This window comes from Nonomuraea sp. NPDC049684 (assembly GCF_044465345.1).
Taxonomy (GTDB): domain Bacteria; phylum Actinomycetota; class Actinomycetes; order Streptosporangiales; family Streptosporangiaceae; genus Nonomuraea.
This window is the reverse complement of the sequence record NZ_JBITLO010000013.1, coordinates 201,204-217,303: the sequence shown is the minus strand read 5'-3', so window position 1 is coordinate 217,303 and position 16,100 is coordinate 201,204. Positions and strand designations below refer to the sequence as shown.

Below are 16,100 nucleotides of genomic sequence, written 5' to 3'. Positions count from 1 at the left end.
GGAAGGGTTTCGGCGGGTCATAGAGGTGATTTGAGACTTCGCCGCTGCAGGAGCACGGCGGCGACGATGATCGCGCCCTTGGCGACGAGCTGGTCGGCGGTGTTCAGGCCGTTCAGGATGAACAGGTTGGTGATCACCGTGAAGATCAGCAGACCGAGGATCGACCCGATGATCGTGCCCCTGCCGCCGCTCAGCAGCGTCCCGCCGATGATCACCGCGGCGATCGCGTCCAGCTCGTACAGGTCGCCGTGGGTGGAGGAGCCGGTGGTGGTCCGCGCCATGATCAGCACGGCGGCGATCCCGCAGCACAGGCCCGACAGCGCGTACAACATCAGCGTGTGCTTGCGTACGTCGATGCCGGCCAGGCGGGCCGCCTCGGGGTTGCCGCCCACCGCGTACGTGCGCCGGCCGAACGTCGTGCGGTTGAGCACCAGCCAGCCGGCCAGCACCACCAGCGCGAACATGTACACCAGCAGCGGCAGCCCGAGCACCCGCGTGGTCGACAGGTCGACGATCAGCGAGTTGTCCGGCTGGACCAGCTGGGTGCGCTGGTTGGACATGCGCTGGGCCAAGCCGCGCGCGGCCACCATCATGGCCAGCGTCGCGATGAACGGCACCATCCGCCCGTAGGCGATGAGGAATCCGTTCAGCAATCCGGCGCCGGTGCCGACCAGCACCGCGCACACGATCATCACGACCGGCCCGTACGCCTGCGTCGCCAGCGTCGTCGCCCACACCGACGCCAATGCCATCAACGCCCCGACCGACAGGTCGATGCCACCACCGATGATCACGAACGTCGAGCCGACCGTGATCACGCCGATGGTCGAGGCCAGCGCCAGGATGCTCACCAGGTTGGAGGAGGTGGCGAAGTTCTCCGGTCTGGTCACCACGCCCACGATCGCCAGCAGCACCAGCGCCGCGACCAGACCCAGATGGCGGATCTCGCCGAGCCGGCCGAGGCGGCCGCGCGCCCCCACGGCTTTCAGGCGGGGGCCGGCCGGCGCGCTCTGATCAACGTCAGTCATGGAACGCTCCTTCTAGGGGATTCGCTTCGTCGGCCCCGGACGCCGACCCTGTGGAGACCATCACCAGGTCGAGCACGCGGTGCTCGTCCAGGTCCTCGGCCGGCGCCTCATGGACGATCCGGCCCTCGCGGACGACCAGCACCCGGTCGGCCAGGCCCAGCACCTCGGGCACCTCGCTGGAGACCAGCAGCACGCCGATGCCGTCGTCGGCCAGCTTGCGGACCAGCGCGTACAGCTCGGCGCGGGCGCCGACGTCCACACCGCGCGTGGGCTCGTCCAGCAGCAGCAGCTTGCGGTCCTCGGCCAGCCAGCGGCCCAGCACCGCCTTCTGCTGGTTGCCCCCCGACAACGTCCTGATCGCCCGGAGCGGATCGGGCGGGCGGATGTCCAGCGCCTGCGACAGCCTCGTGGCCTCGGCGAGCTCGCTGCGGCGGTCGAGCCAGCCCAGCCACCGCGGCTTGGTGTAGCGGCTCATGCTCGCCAGCGTGATGTTCTGCGCGACCGAGTGGTCCAGCAGCAGCGCCTGCGCCTTGCGCTCCTCGGGGGCCAGGCCCATGCCCATCCGCACCGCCCGGGTGGTGCTGCCCGGCCGCACCGTGCGCCCGTCGAGGACGACCCGGCCGCTGCCCTTGCGCGCGCCGTAGATCGTCTCGATGATCTCGCTACGGCCCGAGCCGACCAGCCCGGCCAGCCCGACGATCTCCCCCGCCCGTACGGTGAACGACACGTTCTTGAAGCGGCCGGGCAGCGTCAGGTTCTCCACGCGCAAGATCTCCTCGCCGGGCGGGGCCGAGGAGCGGGGCGGGAAGACGTACTCGACGTTGCGGCCGGTCATCAGGGAGACGATCTGCGAGGTGGGCGTCTCCTTGGCCGGCAGCCCGACGGCGACCGTACGCCCGTCCTTCAGCACGGTGACCCGGTCGCCGATCTCGCGGATCTCCTCCAGCCGGTGGGAGATGTAGATCACCGCCACGCCCTGGGAGGTGAGGTCGCGGATCACCCGGAAGAGATTGTCCACCTCGTCGTGGGCCAGGGCGGCCGACGGCTCGTCCATGATGATGAGCCGGGTCGAGTGCGACAGCGCCCTCGCCATGCTGACGATCTGCTTGTGCGCCGGGGACAACCGGCCCACCTCGGTACGCGGGCGGATCTCCCCGTGCCCCAGCCGCCTGAGCAGCTCGGCCGTGGCCCGGTCGGCCTCCGACCTGCGGGAGAAGCCGAAGCTCGCCGGCTCATGGCCGAGGAAGACGTTCTCCGTGACGCTCAGCCCGTCCACCAGGTCGAGCTCCTGGTACATCGTGGAGATGCCGAGACGGATCGCGGCGGTGGGGCCGGACAGGCGGGCTTCCTCGCCGGCGAAGGTGATGGTGCCCTCGTCGGGCTGGTGCGCCCCGGCCAGGATCTTGATGAGCGTGGACTTCCCTGCGCCGTTCTGGCCGAGCAGGCAGTGCACTTCCCCGGCGCGTACGTCGAGGTCGACCCCGTTCAGGGCGCGGACACCGGGGAACTGTTTGACGATTCCCCGCATGTGGAGCAGAGACGCCGAGTCGGATGTTGACCGCGGCACAGGTGCCTCCCTGGATTCATGGTGCGGTCGGGTCCCGCCCGCCTGACGGCGCCGGTTGGCACCGCCGACGGCATCGAGGTCGGCGTGAACGATGCCGATACGGCACCGGACTGCCGGTCAGGCGGGGCGGGACGTTCTGGGGGGAGAGGTGGCGGGTTCCCGTCCGCCTGACGGCATGCGCCATGGCCGCGGCACCTATGGGGGCGGGACGTGCCGAGGCGGGCGGAGCGATCGGGCGGACGGGAGGTCTAGTGGGGGGATCGGAGGTGTTCGGTCATGCCGATGGCTGGGGATGTCGGATCTCGATGTTCGCGGGGTCGGACAGTGCTCGTTCGACGACGACGCCGGCCGCTCCTCGCGAGGCGGCGCCGAAGCCGAGGTCGGAGGCGACGAACCGGCAGCGGCCGGCGGCGCCGCTCATCCCGAGGCGGGCCAGCTCTCGCTCGGCCGCGGGGATGAGCAGGTCGGCGAGCCTGGCGAAGTAGCCGCCCAGCACGATCGTCCGGGGGTTGAAGAGGTTGACCAACATGGCCGCCCCGATGCCGAGCCACGTGCCCACCTCGGCGACGGCCGCGTCGACCCTCGGGTCTCCTTCGGCGCGCCGCTGCTCGATCTCGGCCAGCCGCTCCTCCGGGTCGCGGACGATCTGGGAGCGCATGCCGTACGCGCGGTCGGGGGTGGCCATGCGCACGAGCGCGGCCAGCCCGACCTTGGTCTCCCAGCAGCCGGTGAGGCCGCAGCGGCACGCCTCGCCGGACGGGTCGACCACGACGTGACCGACCTCCCCGGCGAATCCGTCCGCTCCACCCAGCAACCGGCCTCCGGAGATGACGCCGCCGCCGACGCCGACCTCGCCGGTCAGGTAGACCAGGTCGGAGGTGCCCGCCGCGACGCCGAAGGTGTACTCGGCCAGGGCCGCGAGGTTGGCGTCGTTGTCGACCCCGATGGGGATGTCACCCGGAATGTCGGCGTGGGACAGTCGCTCCGCCACCTTCACGCCGCGCCAGCCGAGGTTCGGGGCGACGACGACGGTGCCGTCGGTTGTGTCGACCAGGCCGGGGACGGCCACGGTGATCCCGGCCGGCGTGACTCCGAGCGGTTCGAGGTCGGCCAGGGTCTTCTCGATCACGCGGGCCAGCTCGTCCAGCGAGCGTTCCGGGCCGGATCCCATCGCGTCGAAGCTGATCCGCCGGTCGATGAGGACCCTGCCTGCCAGGTCGGTGGCGATCGCGGCGATGTAGTCGACGTTGACTTCCACGCCCAGGGCGCCGACCCGCGAGCCGTCCAGGACGAGCGCGACACTCGGTCGGCCGACGGAACCCGCGTGCTGCGGGCCTGTCTCCTTGACCAGCCCGCGTGCCTGCAGCTCGCTCACCAAGCTGGTGACGGTGGTCTTGTTCAACCCGGTCTCGACAGCGACGGCGGACCGGGAGCACGGGCCGTGCCCGCTGATGTGACGCAGCACCAGAGCGAGGTTGGAACGTCGCACGGTGGTCTGGTCCGCGGGAACTCCCGCGGGCAGGCCCCGACTCGTCGAGTCGGTCGCTGGGGCGTCAGCCCTGCCGTGGTGCACGCGTCTCCTTAGGACTCAATTAGTACGTATGGCTGGCCGAATTAAAAGGGGCAACGGATGAAGAGCACAAGAGGGAAAGCGGTTGCACCTCGCATAACAGTCCGGTAACGACCTGGCGAAGACCTGCTGAACTGCGCGAAGACGACCGATGCCAACTCGTTACGCGGCGCGGGGGTGCGTGGCCGGATACCTCCGTGTTACAACCCTCATTAATTGATCGCCGATACAAACAAAGGGCGGGTGACACGAGTGACCAACGGGCACCTCACCCGCACCTCCAGCGTGGGCGCTTCCTCGGCCGGCTCCGCCGCGCTGCGCAGGGCGAACCTCTCCTCGGTGCTGCGTGAGCTGCGCGACCACACCTCCCTGTCCCGTGCCGACATCGCCGAGGCGACCGGGCTGCACCGCGCCACCGTCTCCAACCTCATGGCCGAGCTCCTCGAACGGCGGCTCGTACGGGAGGTCGGCGTCGAGCACGTGGGCGCGATCGGGCGTCCCCGACGGGCGGTGGCGCTGCACGGCGCACACGTCGGCGCCCTGGGCATGGAGATCAACGTCGACTACATCGCCGTCCACGGCACCGACCTCAGCGGCCGGGTCCTGGTCGAGCGCCGGGTCGTCTTCGACGCGATGGGCAGCGGCCCGGATCGAGCGGTCCGCCGGCTCGGGCTCGTGGCCAAGGAGGCCGTGGAGGCGATGTGCCGGGCCGGAGCGACGCCCGCCGGCATAGCGGTGGCCGTACCCGGGCTCGTCGACGTGGCACGCGGCGTCGTGACGTTCGCGCCGAACCTCTACTGGCATGATTTGCCGCTGGCCGAGCGGCTGACCTCCGTGCTCGGCCCGCTGAGCGTACCGGTGCTGGTGGACAACGACGCCAACCTCGCCGCGCTGGGCGAGTACATCTCGGGTGTCGCCGCAGGCACGTCCGACCTGGTCTATCTCACCGGCGAGGTCGGGGTAGGCGGCGGCATCATCTCCGGGGGCCGGCTCCTGCGCGGCGCGGACGGGTTCTCCGGCGAGGTCGGCCATCTGCGGCTCGACCCCAACGGCGACCAGTGCGGCTGCGGCCGCATCGGCTGCTGGGAGACCAAGGTCGGCCTGGCCGCGCTCGTCCGCGCGGCGATGCCGGAGCACGCCTACGGGCTGCCCGGCATGCCGATGCCCGACCCCGGCGAACGAGTGGCCGACATCGCGCGCGGCCTGGCCTCGGGCGATGTACGGATGACGAAGGCGGTGGCGCAGGTCGGCGAATGGCTCGGGCTCGGTGGCTCGATCCTGGCCAACCTGTTCAACCCGCGGGTGATCGTCATCGGCGGCTACTTCGCCTCCCTGGCCGAGTGGCTGCTGCCGCACGCGCAATATCAGCTGCAACGGCTCGTGGTGGCCGCTCCCGCCGCCCAGTGCCGATTCGTCGCCTCCACGCTCGGCTTCGGCGCCGCCTCCCGGGGCGCCGCGAGCATGGTGGTCACCCAGATCATCGACGACCCGACCACGATCATGGACTCGCCACCGCGGCCGGCAGTCCACTGACAGCACCCCACAGACCTGGAGACGGCACCCTCCAGCACCCCGCAACACCCGCTCGAAAACCAAGTGGCAACAAGCGCGGCGGCGCGCGCCTTGCCTGACGTCCCCCCGGTCAGGAAGGGTTTCCATGTCACCACGTCATCGAACGTGGGCCAGGCTGCTCCACGCGGCCCCGCCACAGGACCGACGTCGTCCGCGACGTCGCATCGCGGCGGCGACGGCTCTTGCTGTCGTCGCTCCCTTCATCACCTTCTCAGCCGCACCGGCGAGCGCCACGGTCACCGCGTCGTCGGCCGCCACGGAAGCCGCCGCGGCGCCTGACTTCAAGGTGCTGGTCTTCTCGAAGACGACCGGCTTCCGGCACGACGCGATCCCCGAGGGCATCGCCGCGGTGCAGAAGCTCGGCCAGGACAACAACTTCGCGGTCGACACGACCGAGGACGGCGCCCAGTTCACCGACGAGAACCTGGCGCAGTACCAGGCCGTGGTCTTCATGTCCACGACCGGCGACCCGCTGGGCACGCAGGAGCAGAAGGACGCCTTCCAGCGCTACATCCAGAAGGGCGGCGGGTTCGTGGGCGTCCACGCCGCCGCCGACAGCGGGTACAACTGGGCCTGGTACGGCAAGCTCGTCGGGGCGTACTTCAAGCAGCACCCGGCGATCCAGCAGGCCACGGTCAAGGTCGAGGACCCGGCCCACCCGTCGACCAAGGACCTGCCGACCACCTGGACCCGTACCGACGAGTGGTACGACTACCAGGCCAACCCGCGCAACACGGTCCATGTGCTGACCTCGCTGGAGGAGAAGTCCTACACCGGCGGCACGATGGGCGCCGACCACCCGAACACGTGGTGCCAGGACTTCGACGGCGGCCGTTCGTGGTACACGGGGCTCGGCCACCTCAAGGAGAACTACACCGAGCCGAACTTCCTGAAGCTGCTTCTCGGCGGCATCCAGACCGCCGCCGGCGCGATCAAGGCCGACTGCTCGGCCTCGCAGAGCTCCAGCTTCGAGAAGGTCACGCTCGACGACAGCACCTCCAACCCGATGATGGTGGACGTCGCCAAGGACGGCCGGGCCTTCTACATCGACCGGCTCGGCGAAGTGAAGATCATCAAGCCCACGGGCGGCACGGTCACCGCCGGGAAGCTGAACGTCTTCACCGCCAACGAGAGCGGCCTGCTCGGCCTGGCGCTCGACCCCGGCTTCGACACCAACCACTGGGCGTACCTCTACTACTCCCCCAGCGGCGAGAACGTCGACCGGCTGAGCAGGTTCACCGTCAACGGTGACAGCCTGGACCTGACGAGCGAGAAGAAGCTCCTCGACGTCCCGGTGCAGCGGGCCGAGTGCTGCCACCACGGCGGCGGCATGGTGATGGACCCCAAGACCGGCAACCTGTGGCTGGCCACCGGCGACAACACCAACCCGTTCGCCTCCGACGGCTACGCGCCGCTCGACGAGCAGTCCGGCCGCGCCAACTGGGACTCCCAGCGCACCTCGGCCAACACCAACAGCCTGAGCGGCAAGCTGCTGCGCATCCACCCCGAGGCTGACGGCACCTACACCGTTCCGTCCGGCAACCTGTTCCAGCCGGGTACCGCGAAGACCAAGCCGGAGATCTACGGCATGGGCTTCCGCAACCCGTTCCGCATGGGGCTCGACCCGAAGACGGGCGGCATCATGCTCGGCGAGTACGGCCCCGACGCCAACACGGCGAGCGCCACGCGGGGCCCGGAGAACACGGTCGAGTGGAACCTGGTCTCCAAGCCGGGCAACTACGGCTGGCCGTACTGCGTCGGCAACAACACCCCGTACGTCGACTACGACTTCGCCACCAAGAAGTCGGGGTCGCCGTTCAACTGCGCCGCGCCGGTCAACGACTCGCCCAACAACGACGGCCTGACCAACCTCCCGCCGGTCATCCCGGCGACGATCTGGTACCACTACGGGGCCGACCCGCAGAACTTCCCGGAGCTGAGCGGCGGCGCGCCGATGGGCGGCCCGGTCTACCGCTTCGACCCGAACCTGCAGTCGGACGTGAAGTGGCCGGCCTACTGGGACGGCAAGGCCGTCTTCGGCGAGTGGAACAACGACAACGTGTGGTCGTTCCAGCTCGACGAGAACGGCACCAAGCTCGTCGAGATGAACCGCATCCTCGGCTCGCTGAAGTTCAAGAAGCCGATGGACATGAAGTTCGGCCCCGACGGCGCGCTGTACATGATCGAGTGGGGTTCCGGCTTCGGCGGTGACAACGCCGACTCCGGCATTTACCGCATCGAGTACATCAAGGGCAACCGCCCGCCGATCGCCCGCGTCACGGCGGACAAGACCGACGGGCCGCTGCCGCTGACCGTGAAGTTCTCCAGCGAGGGCAGCCGCGACCCGGACGACAAGGCGATCACCTACGCCTGGGACCTCGACGGCGACGGCGACACCGACTCCACCGACCCCAACCCCACCTTCACCTACGACAAGGCAGGCGAGTACGGCGTCGTCCTGACCGTCACGAACTCCGACGGCAAGACCGGCACGGCGAGCGTGACGATCACCGCGGGCAACACCCGTCCCGTCGTGACCGTCGACGTGCCGCCGAACGGCTCCTTCTTCGAGTTCGGCGACCAGGTGAAGTTCAAGGTCACCGTCACCGACGCCGAGGACGGCGCGATCGACTGCGACAAGGTCCAGATCCAGGCGATCCTCGGCCACGACAGCCATGGCCACCCGCTCGACCAGCTCAAGGGCTGTGAAGGCACCCTGCAGACCTCGCAGAGTGGCCACGGCGAGACCGACAACCTCTTCTACGTGATCGAGGCCAGCTACGCCGACAAGGGCGCCGGCGACGCCAAGCCGCTGACCGGCCGCGGCCAGGTCATCCTGGAGCCCAAGCGCAAGCAGGCCGAGCACTTCGCGCAGACCGGCCGGGTGGCCGACGGCAAGGGCACCGACGCCGCCGGCGTCCAGACGGAGACCACGACCGACCCGCAGGGCGGCAACCTCAACATCGGGTTCGTCCAGGACGGTGACTGGTGGTCGTTCGACCCGGTGAACCTGTCGAACGTCACCGGGATCCGGTTCCGGATCGCCTCGGGCGGCGCGGGCGGGACCGTACAGGTGCGGGCGGGCAACCCCGAGACCGGGACCCTGGTGGGCTCGGCCGAGGTGACGCCCACCGGCGGCTGGCAGACGTTCACCGACGTCACGCTCGACCTGACCAGTCCGCCGTCCGAGAGCGGGCCGCTCTACTTCGTCGTGCGCAAGCCGGCGAGCGCGGCCAACGACGCCTACCTGGCCAACTTCAACTGGGTCGACTTCGTCGGCAAGGGCGCGACCGACAACCAGCGTCCGACCGTGACCGCGACTGCGACCCCGACGACGGGCACCGCCCCGCTGAAGGTCGACTTCAAGGCGACGGCCACCGACCCCGAAGGCGGCTCGATCACCTACAAGTGGAACTTCGGCGCGGACGGCGCGCCTCAGCCTGCCACGGCTGAGGCGAGCTACACCTACAGCGCACCGGGCTCCTACACGGCCGTGGTGACCGCGACCGACGACAAGGGCGCCTCCGCCACCGCCCAGATCCCCATCAAGGTGGACTCGGCGACCACCGTCTGCCTCACCGGCCGTTCGGACGGCTTCACCGGCGACCAGCTCGACCGTCAACGGTGGTCGGTCATCCGCGAGAACCAGGACCTCAAGGTCGCCGGCGGCAACCTCGTGATCCCGACGTCGAGCACCGACATCTACGGCACCGGCGGCGACGCGACGAACATCGTCGTGCAGCCGGCGCCCCAGGGAGCGTGGACGGCCACCGCCAAGGTCACGCTGAAGGCCCTCGACGCCTACGAGCAGGCCGGCCTGGTCCTGTACGGCGACGACGACAACTACGCGAAGATCGTGCTGGAGGGCCGGGGCACCAACGACCGCGCCGGCCGCATCTTCCAGTACATCCGGGAGGAGAACGGAGCCCCGAACGAGGTGAACGCGAGCAACACGGCCAACCTCGGCGACGCCTTCCCCGACACCGTGTACGTGCGCCTCGTCACCGACGGCACCAACCTGAACGCCTCCTACTCGGCGGACGGCGTCACCTTCACCGCGATGCCGGAGACGAAGAAGCTCGCCGGCATCACCAACCCGAGGATCGGCCTGCTCGCCCTGTCCGGGACCGGCGGCCACCCGGTGGTGGACGCGTCCTTCGACTGGTTCCAGATCACGCCGGACGACACGGCCACCGGCGCGGCGCCGGACGACGAGTTCGACGGCGGCGCGCTCGACTCCTGCCGCTGGAACGCGGTCATCCGTCCCGACGCCACCGGGATGCGGGTGACCGGCGGCAAGCTGGAGATCGACACCTCGAAGGGAGACATCTACGGGTCCGACAACAGCGGCCCGAAGAACTTCGTCCTGCAGAACGCGCCCGAGGGCGACTGGACGCTGGAGACCAAGCTCGACGGATCGGCGTTCAACCAGGCCTACCACCAGGGCGGCCTGGTGGTCTACGGCGGTGACGACGACTACGTCAAGGTCGACTACGTGGCCGACAGCGCGACGGCGACGAGGATCGAGCTGCGCAGCGAGGTCGGCGGAGCCGTTCAGGACCCGCAGCCGCAGGTCGACCAGCACGGCTCCGGCGTGTGGTGGCTGCGGCTGAAGAAGGAGGGCGACACCTTCCACGGGTACTACTCCGCGAACGGCACGGACTGGACCGAGATCGGCGCCACGGTGAAGAACGGCGCCGTGGCGAGCGGGGCGAAGGTGGGCGTGTTCGCCTTCGGCGGCAACAGCCAGACCGCGTCGGCGACGGCGAAGTTCGACCACTTCCATCTGGTCAAGAGTGGCGGGGGCGCCGACGACAAGACGGCGCCCACGACGACCGCGGCCACCGACCCGGCCGCGCCGCAGAGCGGCTGGTACACCGGTCCTGTCTCGGTCACGCTGTCGGCCGCCGACGAGGCGAACGGCAGCGGGGTCGCCAAGACCGAGTACCAGCTCGACGGCGGCGACTGGGCCGCCTACACCGCTCCTGTCGTCGTCTCCGGTGACGGGTCGCACGCTCTGGCCTACCGCTCGGCGGACAAGGCGGGCAACGTCGAGGACGCCAAGACCCTCACGGTCAAGGCGGACGCGACCGCGCCGATGACCAAGGCGGAGTTCGCCTCGCCGAACGACAGCGGGTGGCACGACGCCGCCGTGCCGGTGATGCTCACCGCCACCGACGCCACGGCCGGGGTGGAGAAGACCGAGTATGCGGTGGACGGCGGCGACTGGACGCCGTACACCGAGCCGGTCACCGTCTCGGGCGAGGGCAAGCACGAGCTCAAGTACCGCTCGTCCGACAAGGCCGGGAACGCCGAGGACGTCAAGGCCGCCGCGTTCCAGATCGACACCAAGGCGCCCGCCGTGGTGATCTCGGGCGTGGCGAACGGCGAGAAGTACGGCGACAGCCAGGACCTGCAGATCGCCTGGCAGGTCGTCGACACCGTCTCCGGCGTGAAGTCGGTGAGCGGCACGCTCGACGGCAAGCCGTTCGAGTCCGGGACGCTCCAGCCCCTGTACGGGCTGGCCCTGGGCACGCACACGGTCACGGTCACCGCGGTCAGCAACGCGGGCAACCAGACCGAGCAATCCGTGACGTTCTCCGTCGAGACCTCGACGCGGGACCTCGCCGCCCTGATCGACCGTTTCGAGAAGGACGGCAAGCTGACGGACAGGGAGGCGCACCGGTTGCAGACGAACCTCGCCACCGTGCGCGACGCCGAGGACAAGGGCAAGAAGGATGACAAGATCATCAAGGAGATCCGGAAGTTCAAGGACGCCGTCAGCGGCAAGAAGGGCGTCTCGGACGAGCAGGTCCGGGCCGTCCTCGTCCGGGACGCCGACGCCCTGATCGTCCGGCACGGCGGCACGCCGGCCTGACGGCGAGCGAGACCGGCGTTCCGGACGCCGCCATAAAGCGCCGCTCCGGCACGTCGCCGACAGACGGTGAGTGCCCTCGCCAGGCGAGGGCACTCACCCCCTCCCGCTCCACGACGCGGTCTTCATCCCGGCCGGCCGGGACCGCCTTCATCGGACGCCGGCACGTGCTCGCGCCGGCATCGTCCGGCGACGACCCCGAAGGGAACCACACCCCGTGAACAACGCACTGCGATACGCCGTGACCGTCCTGCTGGCCGGGCTCGCCCTCCTGCTCACCGCACCCGCGGCATCCGCCCATCGCGGACCGATCAAACTGGAGGTGACCGGGGACGGCGGCCACAACGTCAACGTGCTGGTCACCTGGAAGGAGGACGGGCATCCCGTCACCGACGTCGTCGAGGCGACACTGACGGCGAACTCCTCCGACGGCCGCTCCTTCGGCCCCGTCCAGCTCCGGTCCTCCTCCGAGGGCCAGAACCTCTACACCTCCCCCGAGCCGCTGCCGAGCGGCACCTGGAAGGTCACGGTGACCGCGACCAAGCCGGCCAAGGCACGCGCGACGACGAAGGTGAAGGCGGCGGACCTGGCCGCCACCCCCGTGGCGGCGACTTCGCCCGCGCCGCGCGCGACGGGCGCCGCGGCTTTGGCCGACCGCGAGGACGCGGACGGCACTCCGTTCACGATCGGAATCATCGCCGTCGCGGTGGTGATCGCTTCCGGGATCTGGATCGCCTTCGCCCGTCGCGGGCGGCTGTACAGCCGTCGCTGAAGGCACCTCGGCCGGTACGCCACGTGGGCGTCGCGACGCTGGTGCGCGCACCTCTGGTTGCCGACGCCCCGGGGACCACGCTCTTCGTCGAAGAATGCATCCGGTTCCCGCACGGCCCTCGACCAGGAAGCTCCCCTTCCTGCCGCACGACACAGCCATTCCCGGGTCCAGTTTGTTAGCGCTAACATCCCTGAGGAGCCTTCACCATGAAACGCATCGCGTTATCGGTCACGCTCGTCGCCACCCTCCTCGCGGCACCACCGCCCGCGTCCGCCTCAGCGGATCCCATCCCTCGAGGAGCAGCCGTCGACCAGTTCGACGGCGACAGCCTGGGGCAGGAGTGGAGCGTCCTGTCTCCCGACGACTCCCGCTGGTCGCTGTCAGGCGGCGCGCTCCATCTGGACACCTCCCCCGGTGACACGTACGGGGGCAGCAACAGCGCCAAGAACGTCTTCCTCGTCGACGTTCCGGCCGGCGACTTCGAGGTGATCACCAAGCTCAGCGCGCCCGTCGCGCTGGACTACCAGAACGCGGGCCTGGTCGCCTGGCAGGACTGGGACAACTACGTACGAACCGGGCTGGCCCACGTCAGCTTCTCCGGCGGCACCGTGATCGAGACGGGGACGGAGGTCGGCGCGAGCTACACCGCCGGCTTCAAGACCCGTCCGGGATCCACCGGCGAGATCCTCAGGCTGGCCAGGACCGGCGACGAGTTCGTCGCCTCCTACTGGAACGGCTCGGCGTGGATCGAGGCAAGCAGGTCCACCGCGAAGATGGACATCAAGCAGGTCGGCCTCTACGGCCTGTCCGCCCAGAACGGGACGCCCATCCGCGCGGACTTCGACTACTTCGCCGTCAAGGCCGCCGAGGGACGGCCGGTGAGCCCGCAGGGGCAGTTCACGCTGAAGGCGGTCGACGCGCCCCACCTGTCCGTCAGCAAGTCGGGCGTGGTGCGGGCCTCGGACAGGGCGCCGATGACCGGCCTTGTCATGACCGCCGAGCCGCGCGACGGCGGACTGGCGCTCAAGGACGTCGCGTCCGGGGAATACCTGGAGGCCGGCGACAAGGTGCGGCTGGGCGCGACCCCCTCGGTCTTCCAGCTCAAGGACGCCGGTGGCGGCAAGGTCAAGCTCTCCTCCAGCGGCAAGAACGTCTCCGTCAGCGACGGCGCTCTCGTCACCGGCCCGGCGATCACGAGATTCACGATCGAGGGCTACACGTCCGGCGCGCTCACCGTGGACACCAAGGCCAAGGGCACCGAGGTCAGTCCCAACCTGTACGGGGTCTTCTACGAGGACATCAACCACGCCGCCGACGGGGGCCTGTACGCCGAGCTGGTCCAGAACCGCTCGTTCGAGTTCAACGACCAGGACCACGCCTCCTACACGGGCCTGACCGCGTGGAGCAAGACGGAACGCGGCGCGAGCGCCACCCTCGCGGTCACCGGCGATCAGCCGCTGAACTCCAACAACCGCAACTACCTGCGTCTCGACGTCACGGGAGACGGCACGGCCGGGGTGAGCAACGCCGGGTTCAACCGCGGCCTGCCCCTGAAGAGGGGCGCCCGCTACGACCTGTCGTTCTGGGCCAGGCGCACCGAGGCGGGGACGCTGACGGTGACCGTCGAGGACGGCACGGCGGTCCTCGGCACGGCGGCCCTGCGGGTCAAGGCGGGCGGCTGGGCCAAGTACGAAGCGTGGTTCACCGCGACGGCGACGACCGACGCCGGTCGCCTGGTCGTCCAGGCGCCGAGCGGGCGCACCGATCTGGACATGGTCTCGCTGTTCCCGCATGACACCTTCAAGGGGCACGGCATGCGAGCCGACCTGGCCAAGGCCATCGCGGAGTTGAAGCCGGGCTTCCTGCGCTTCCCCGGCGGCTGCGTGACCAACGTCGGCACCTACGACCCCTACTCCGACAAGCAGGACCGGCGGCGGATCTACCAGTGGAAGGAGACGATCGGCCCGGTCGAGGAGCGGCCGACGAACTTCAACTTCTGGGGCTACAACCAGTCGTACGGCATCGGCTACTACGAGTACTTCCAGTTCGCCGAGGACATCGGCGCCGAGCCGCTGCCCGTGCTGTCGGTGGGCGTCAACGGCTGCAACGTGAACCAGCCGCTGACCGACGAGGCCAAGCTGGCCCGGTGGGTCCAGGACACGCTCGACCTGATCGAGTTCGCCAACGGCCCGGTCACCTCCGAGTGGGGCGCCAAGCGGGCCGCGCTCGGGCACCCGAAGCCGTTCGGCCTGGACTACATCGGCCTCGGGAACGAGGAGATCTACCCCGAGTTCTTCACGAACTATCCCAAGTTCGCCGACGCGGTCAGGGCCAAGCACCCCACCATTAAGATCATCAGCAACTCGGGGCAAGCCCCACAGGGCGCCTGGTTCGACAAAATGTGGCAATTCGCCCGCGACCAGAAGGCCGACCTGGTCGACGAGCACTACTACAGCAGCCCCGGCTGGTTCCTGACCAACAGCCACCGCTACGACTCCTACGACCGCAACGGGCCGAAGGTGTTCGCCGGCGAGTACGCCTCGCAGGGCAACACGTTCGGCAACGCCCTGGCGGAGGCGTCGTACATGACCGGGTTGGAGCGCAACTCCGACGTGGTGGAGCTGGCGTCGTACGCGCCGCTGCTGGCCAACGTGGACTACGTGAACTGGTTCCCCGACCTCATCTGGTACGACAACGACCAGGTCTTCGGATCGGCGAACTACTACGTGCAGAAGTTGTTCTCCACGAACCTCGGCGACCGGATCCAGCCCAGCACGTTCGAGAGCGCGACCAAGTCCCCGGCCGACATCACGGGCGGCATCGGGCTCGGCTCGTGGAGCACCCAGGTCCGCTACGACGACGTCAAGGTCACCGCCGCCGACGGCACGACACTGTTCTCGGACGACTTCTCCGGCGAGGGCGAGAAGTGGACTCCAGGCCAGGGAGCATGGGCCGTGCAGGACGGCGCCTACGTCCAGACCGCCGACGTCACCGACGCCCGATCCACCGCCGGCTCACCTGACTGGTCGAACTACACGATGGAGGTCAAGGCCCGCAAGACCGGCGGCGCCGAGGGATTCCTGGTCATGTTCGGCGTGGGCGACACCTATTACTGGTGGAACCTCGGCGGCTGGAACAACACTCGGTCCGCCGTCGAGAAGGGCATCGGCGGCGGCAGGTCGGAGATCGCCTCCTCCCCGACCACCATCGAGACCGGGCGCGACTACCAGATCAAGATCCAGGTGAACGGACGCAGGATCACCACCTGGCTCGACGGCCAGAAGATCAACGAGTTCGCCGACAATGCCGTCGTGGAGCCGCTCTACCAAGTCGTCTCGCGAGACGGTGACAACGTCACGCTCAAGGTCGTCAACGCTCAGGCGACCGGCGTGCGCAGCACCGTCACCCTGAAGGGTCCCCGCCTTCGCCCGTCCGCCACGGTGACCTCGATGACCGGCGCTCCGGGCGACGCCAACTCCCTCGCCGAACCGACCAGGATCAAACCGGTTGAACGCCACCTGAACGGCTTCTCCAACGCCTTCACCTACGACTTCCCCGCCAACTCCGTCACCTTCATCCGCCTCACCGAACGCTGACCCGCCGACCAGGGGCGGGCCGCCCGCCGGCGCGCCCCTGGCCGGCCTGCCACCCCGGCCCCATTCGATGAACCGCCCAAGGAGGAGGGCGGCCGAACGTCAGGGCAATGAGCACGGTGG

At 69.4% G+C, this 16,100-nt stretch carries 7 protein-coding genes; 4 read left to right on the top strand and 3 right to left on the bottom strand.

The window, feature by feature from the left end; all coding sequences use genetic code 11:
- Positions 1-17 precede the first annotated feature (17 nt).
- The 3 genes from ACIBST_RS34745 to ACIBST_RS34735 form a co-directional block, all read right to left on the bottom strand.
- Positions 18-1,028 (bottom strand): ABC transporter permease, encoded by a 1,011-nt coding sequence (locus ACIBST_RS34745; protein ID WP_397177824.1) that lies wholly within the window; start codon positions 1,026-1,028, stop codon positions 18-20.
- A complete protein-coding gene (locus tag ACIBST_RS34740; protein ID WP_397177823.1) occupies positions 1,021-2,556 on the bottom strand; it encodes a sugar ABC transporter ATP-binding protein in 1,536 nt (511 codons plus the stop codon). Before ACIBST_RS34740 ends, ACIBST_RS34745 begins: the two co-directional genes overlap by 8 nt.
- 313 nt (positions 2,557-2,869) lie before the next feature.
- Complete coding sequence (locus ACIBST_RS34735) at positions 2,870-4,084, bottom strand: ROK family transcriptional regulator (RefSeq protein WP_352327219.1); 1,215 nt, start codon at positions 4,082-4,084, stop codon at positions 2,870-2,872.
- A gap of 333 nt (positions 4,085-4,417) precedes the next feature.
- Between ACIBST_RS34735 and ACIBST_RS34730 the strand changes: the two genes are divergently transcribed.
- The 4 genes from ACIBST_RS34730 to ACIBST_RS34715 all read left to right on the top strand — a co-directional run bounded on the left by ACIBST_RS34730 (position 4,418) and on the right by ACIBST_RS34715 (position 15,980).
- Positions 4,418-5,698 carry an ROK family protein gene (locus ACIBST_RS34730; RefSeq protein ID WP_397177822.1) on the top strand — a complete coding sequence of 427 codons (1,281 nt, stop codon included), beginning with the start codon at positions 4,418-4,420 and terminating at the stop codon, positions 5,696-5,698.
- A gap of 325 nt (positions 5,699-6,023) precedes the next feature.
- Complete coding sequence (locus tag ACIBST_RS34725) at positions 6,024-11,615, top strand: ThuA domain-containing protein (protein WP_397177821.1); 5,592 nt, start codon at positions 6,024-6,026, stop codon at positions 11,613-11,615.
- Positions 11,616-11,829: 214 nt separating this feature from the next.
- Positions 11,830-12,384, top strand: a complete 555-nt coding sequence (locus ACIBST_RS34720; RefSeq protein ID WP_397177820.1) for a hypothetical protein — start codon at positions 11,830-11,832, stop codon at positions 12,382-12,384.
- Between the two features lie 206 nt (positions 12,385-12,590).
- Positions 12,591-15,980 carry an alpha-L-arabinofuranosidase C-terminal domain-containing protein gene (locus ACIBST_RS34715; RefSeq protein WP_397177819.1) on the top strand — a complete coding sequence of 1,130 codons (3,390 nt, stop codon included), beginning with the start codon at positions 12,591-12,593 and terminating at the stop codon, positions 15,978-15,980.
- Positions 15,981-16,100: the final 120 nt, after the last annotated feature.

What these genes read in the sequence shown, in the direction of transcription:
- ACIBST_RS34745 (WP_397177824.1), bottom strand. Translation starts at nt 1,028, where the DNA reads ATGACTGACGTTGATCAGAGCGCGCCGGCCGGCCCCCGCCTGAAAGCC.
- ACIBST_RS34715 (WP_397177819.1), top strand. Translation starts at nt 12,591, where the DNA reads ATGAAACGCATCGCGTTATCGGTCACGCTCGTCGCCACCCTCCTCGCG.
- ACIBST_RS34740 (WP_397177823.1), bottom strand. Translation starts at nt 2,556, where the DNA reads ATGCGGGGAATCGTCAAACAGTTCCCCGGTGTCCGCGCCCTGAACGGG.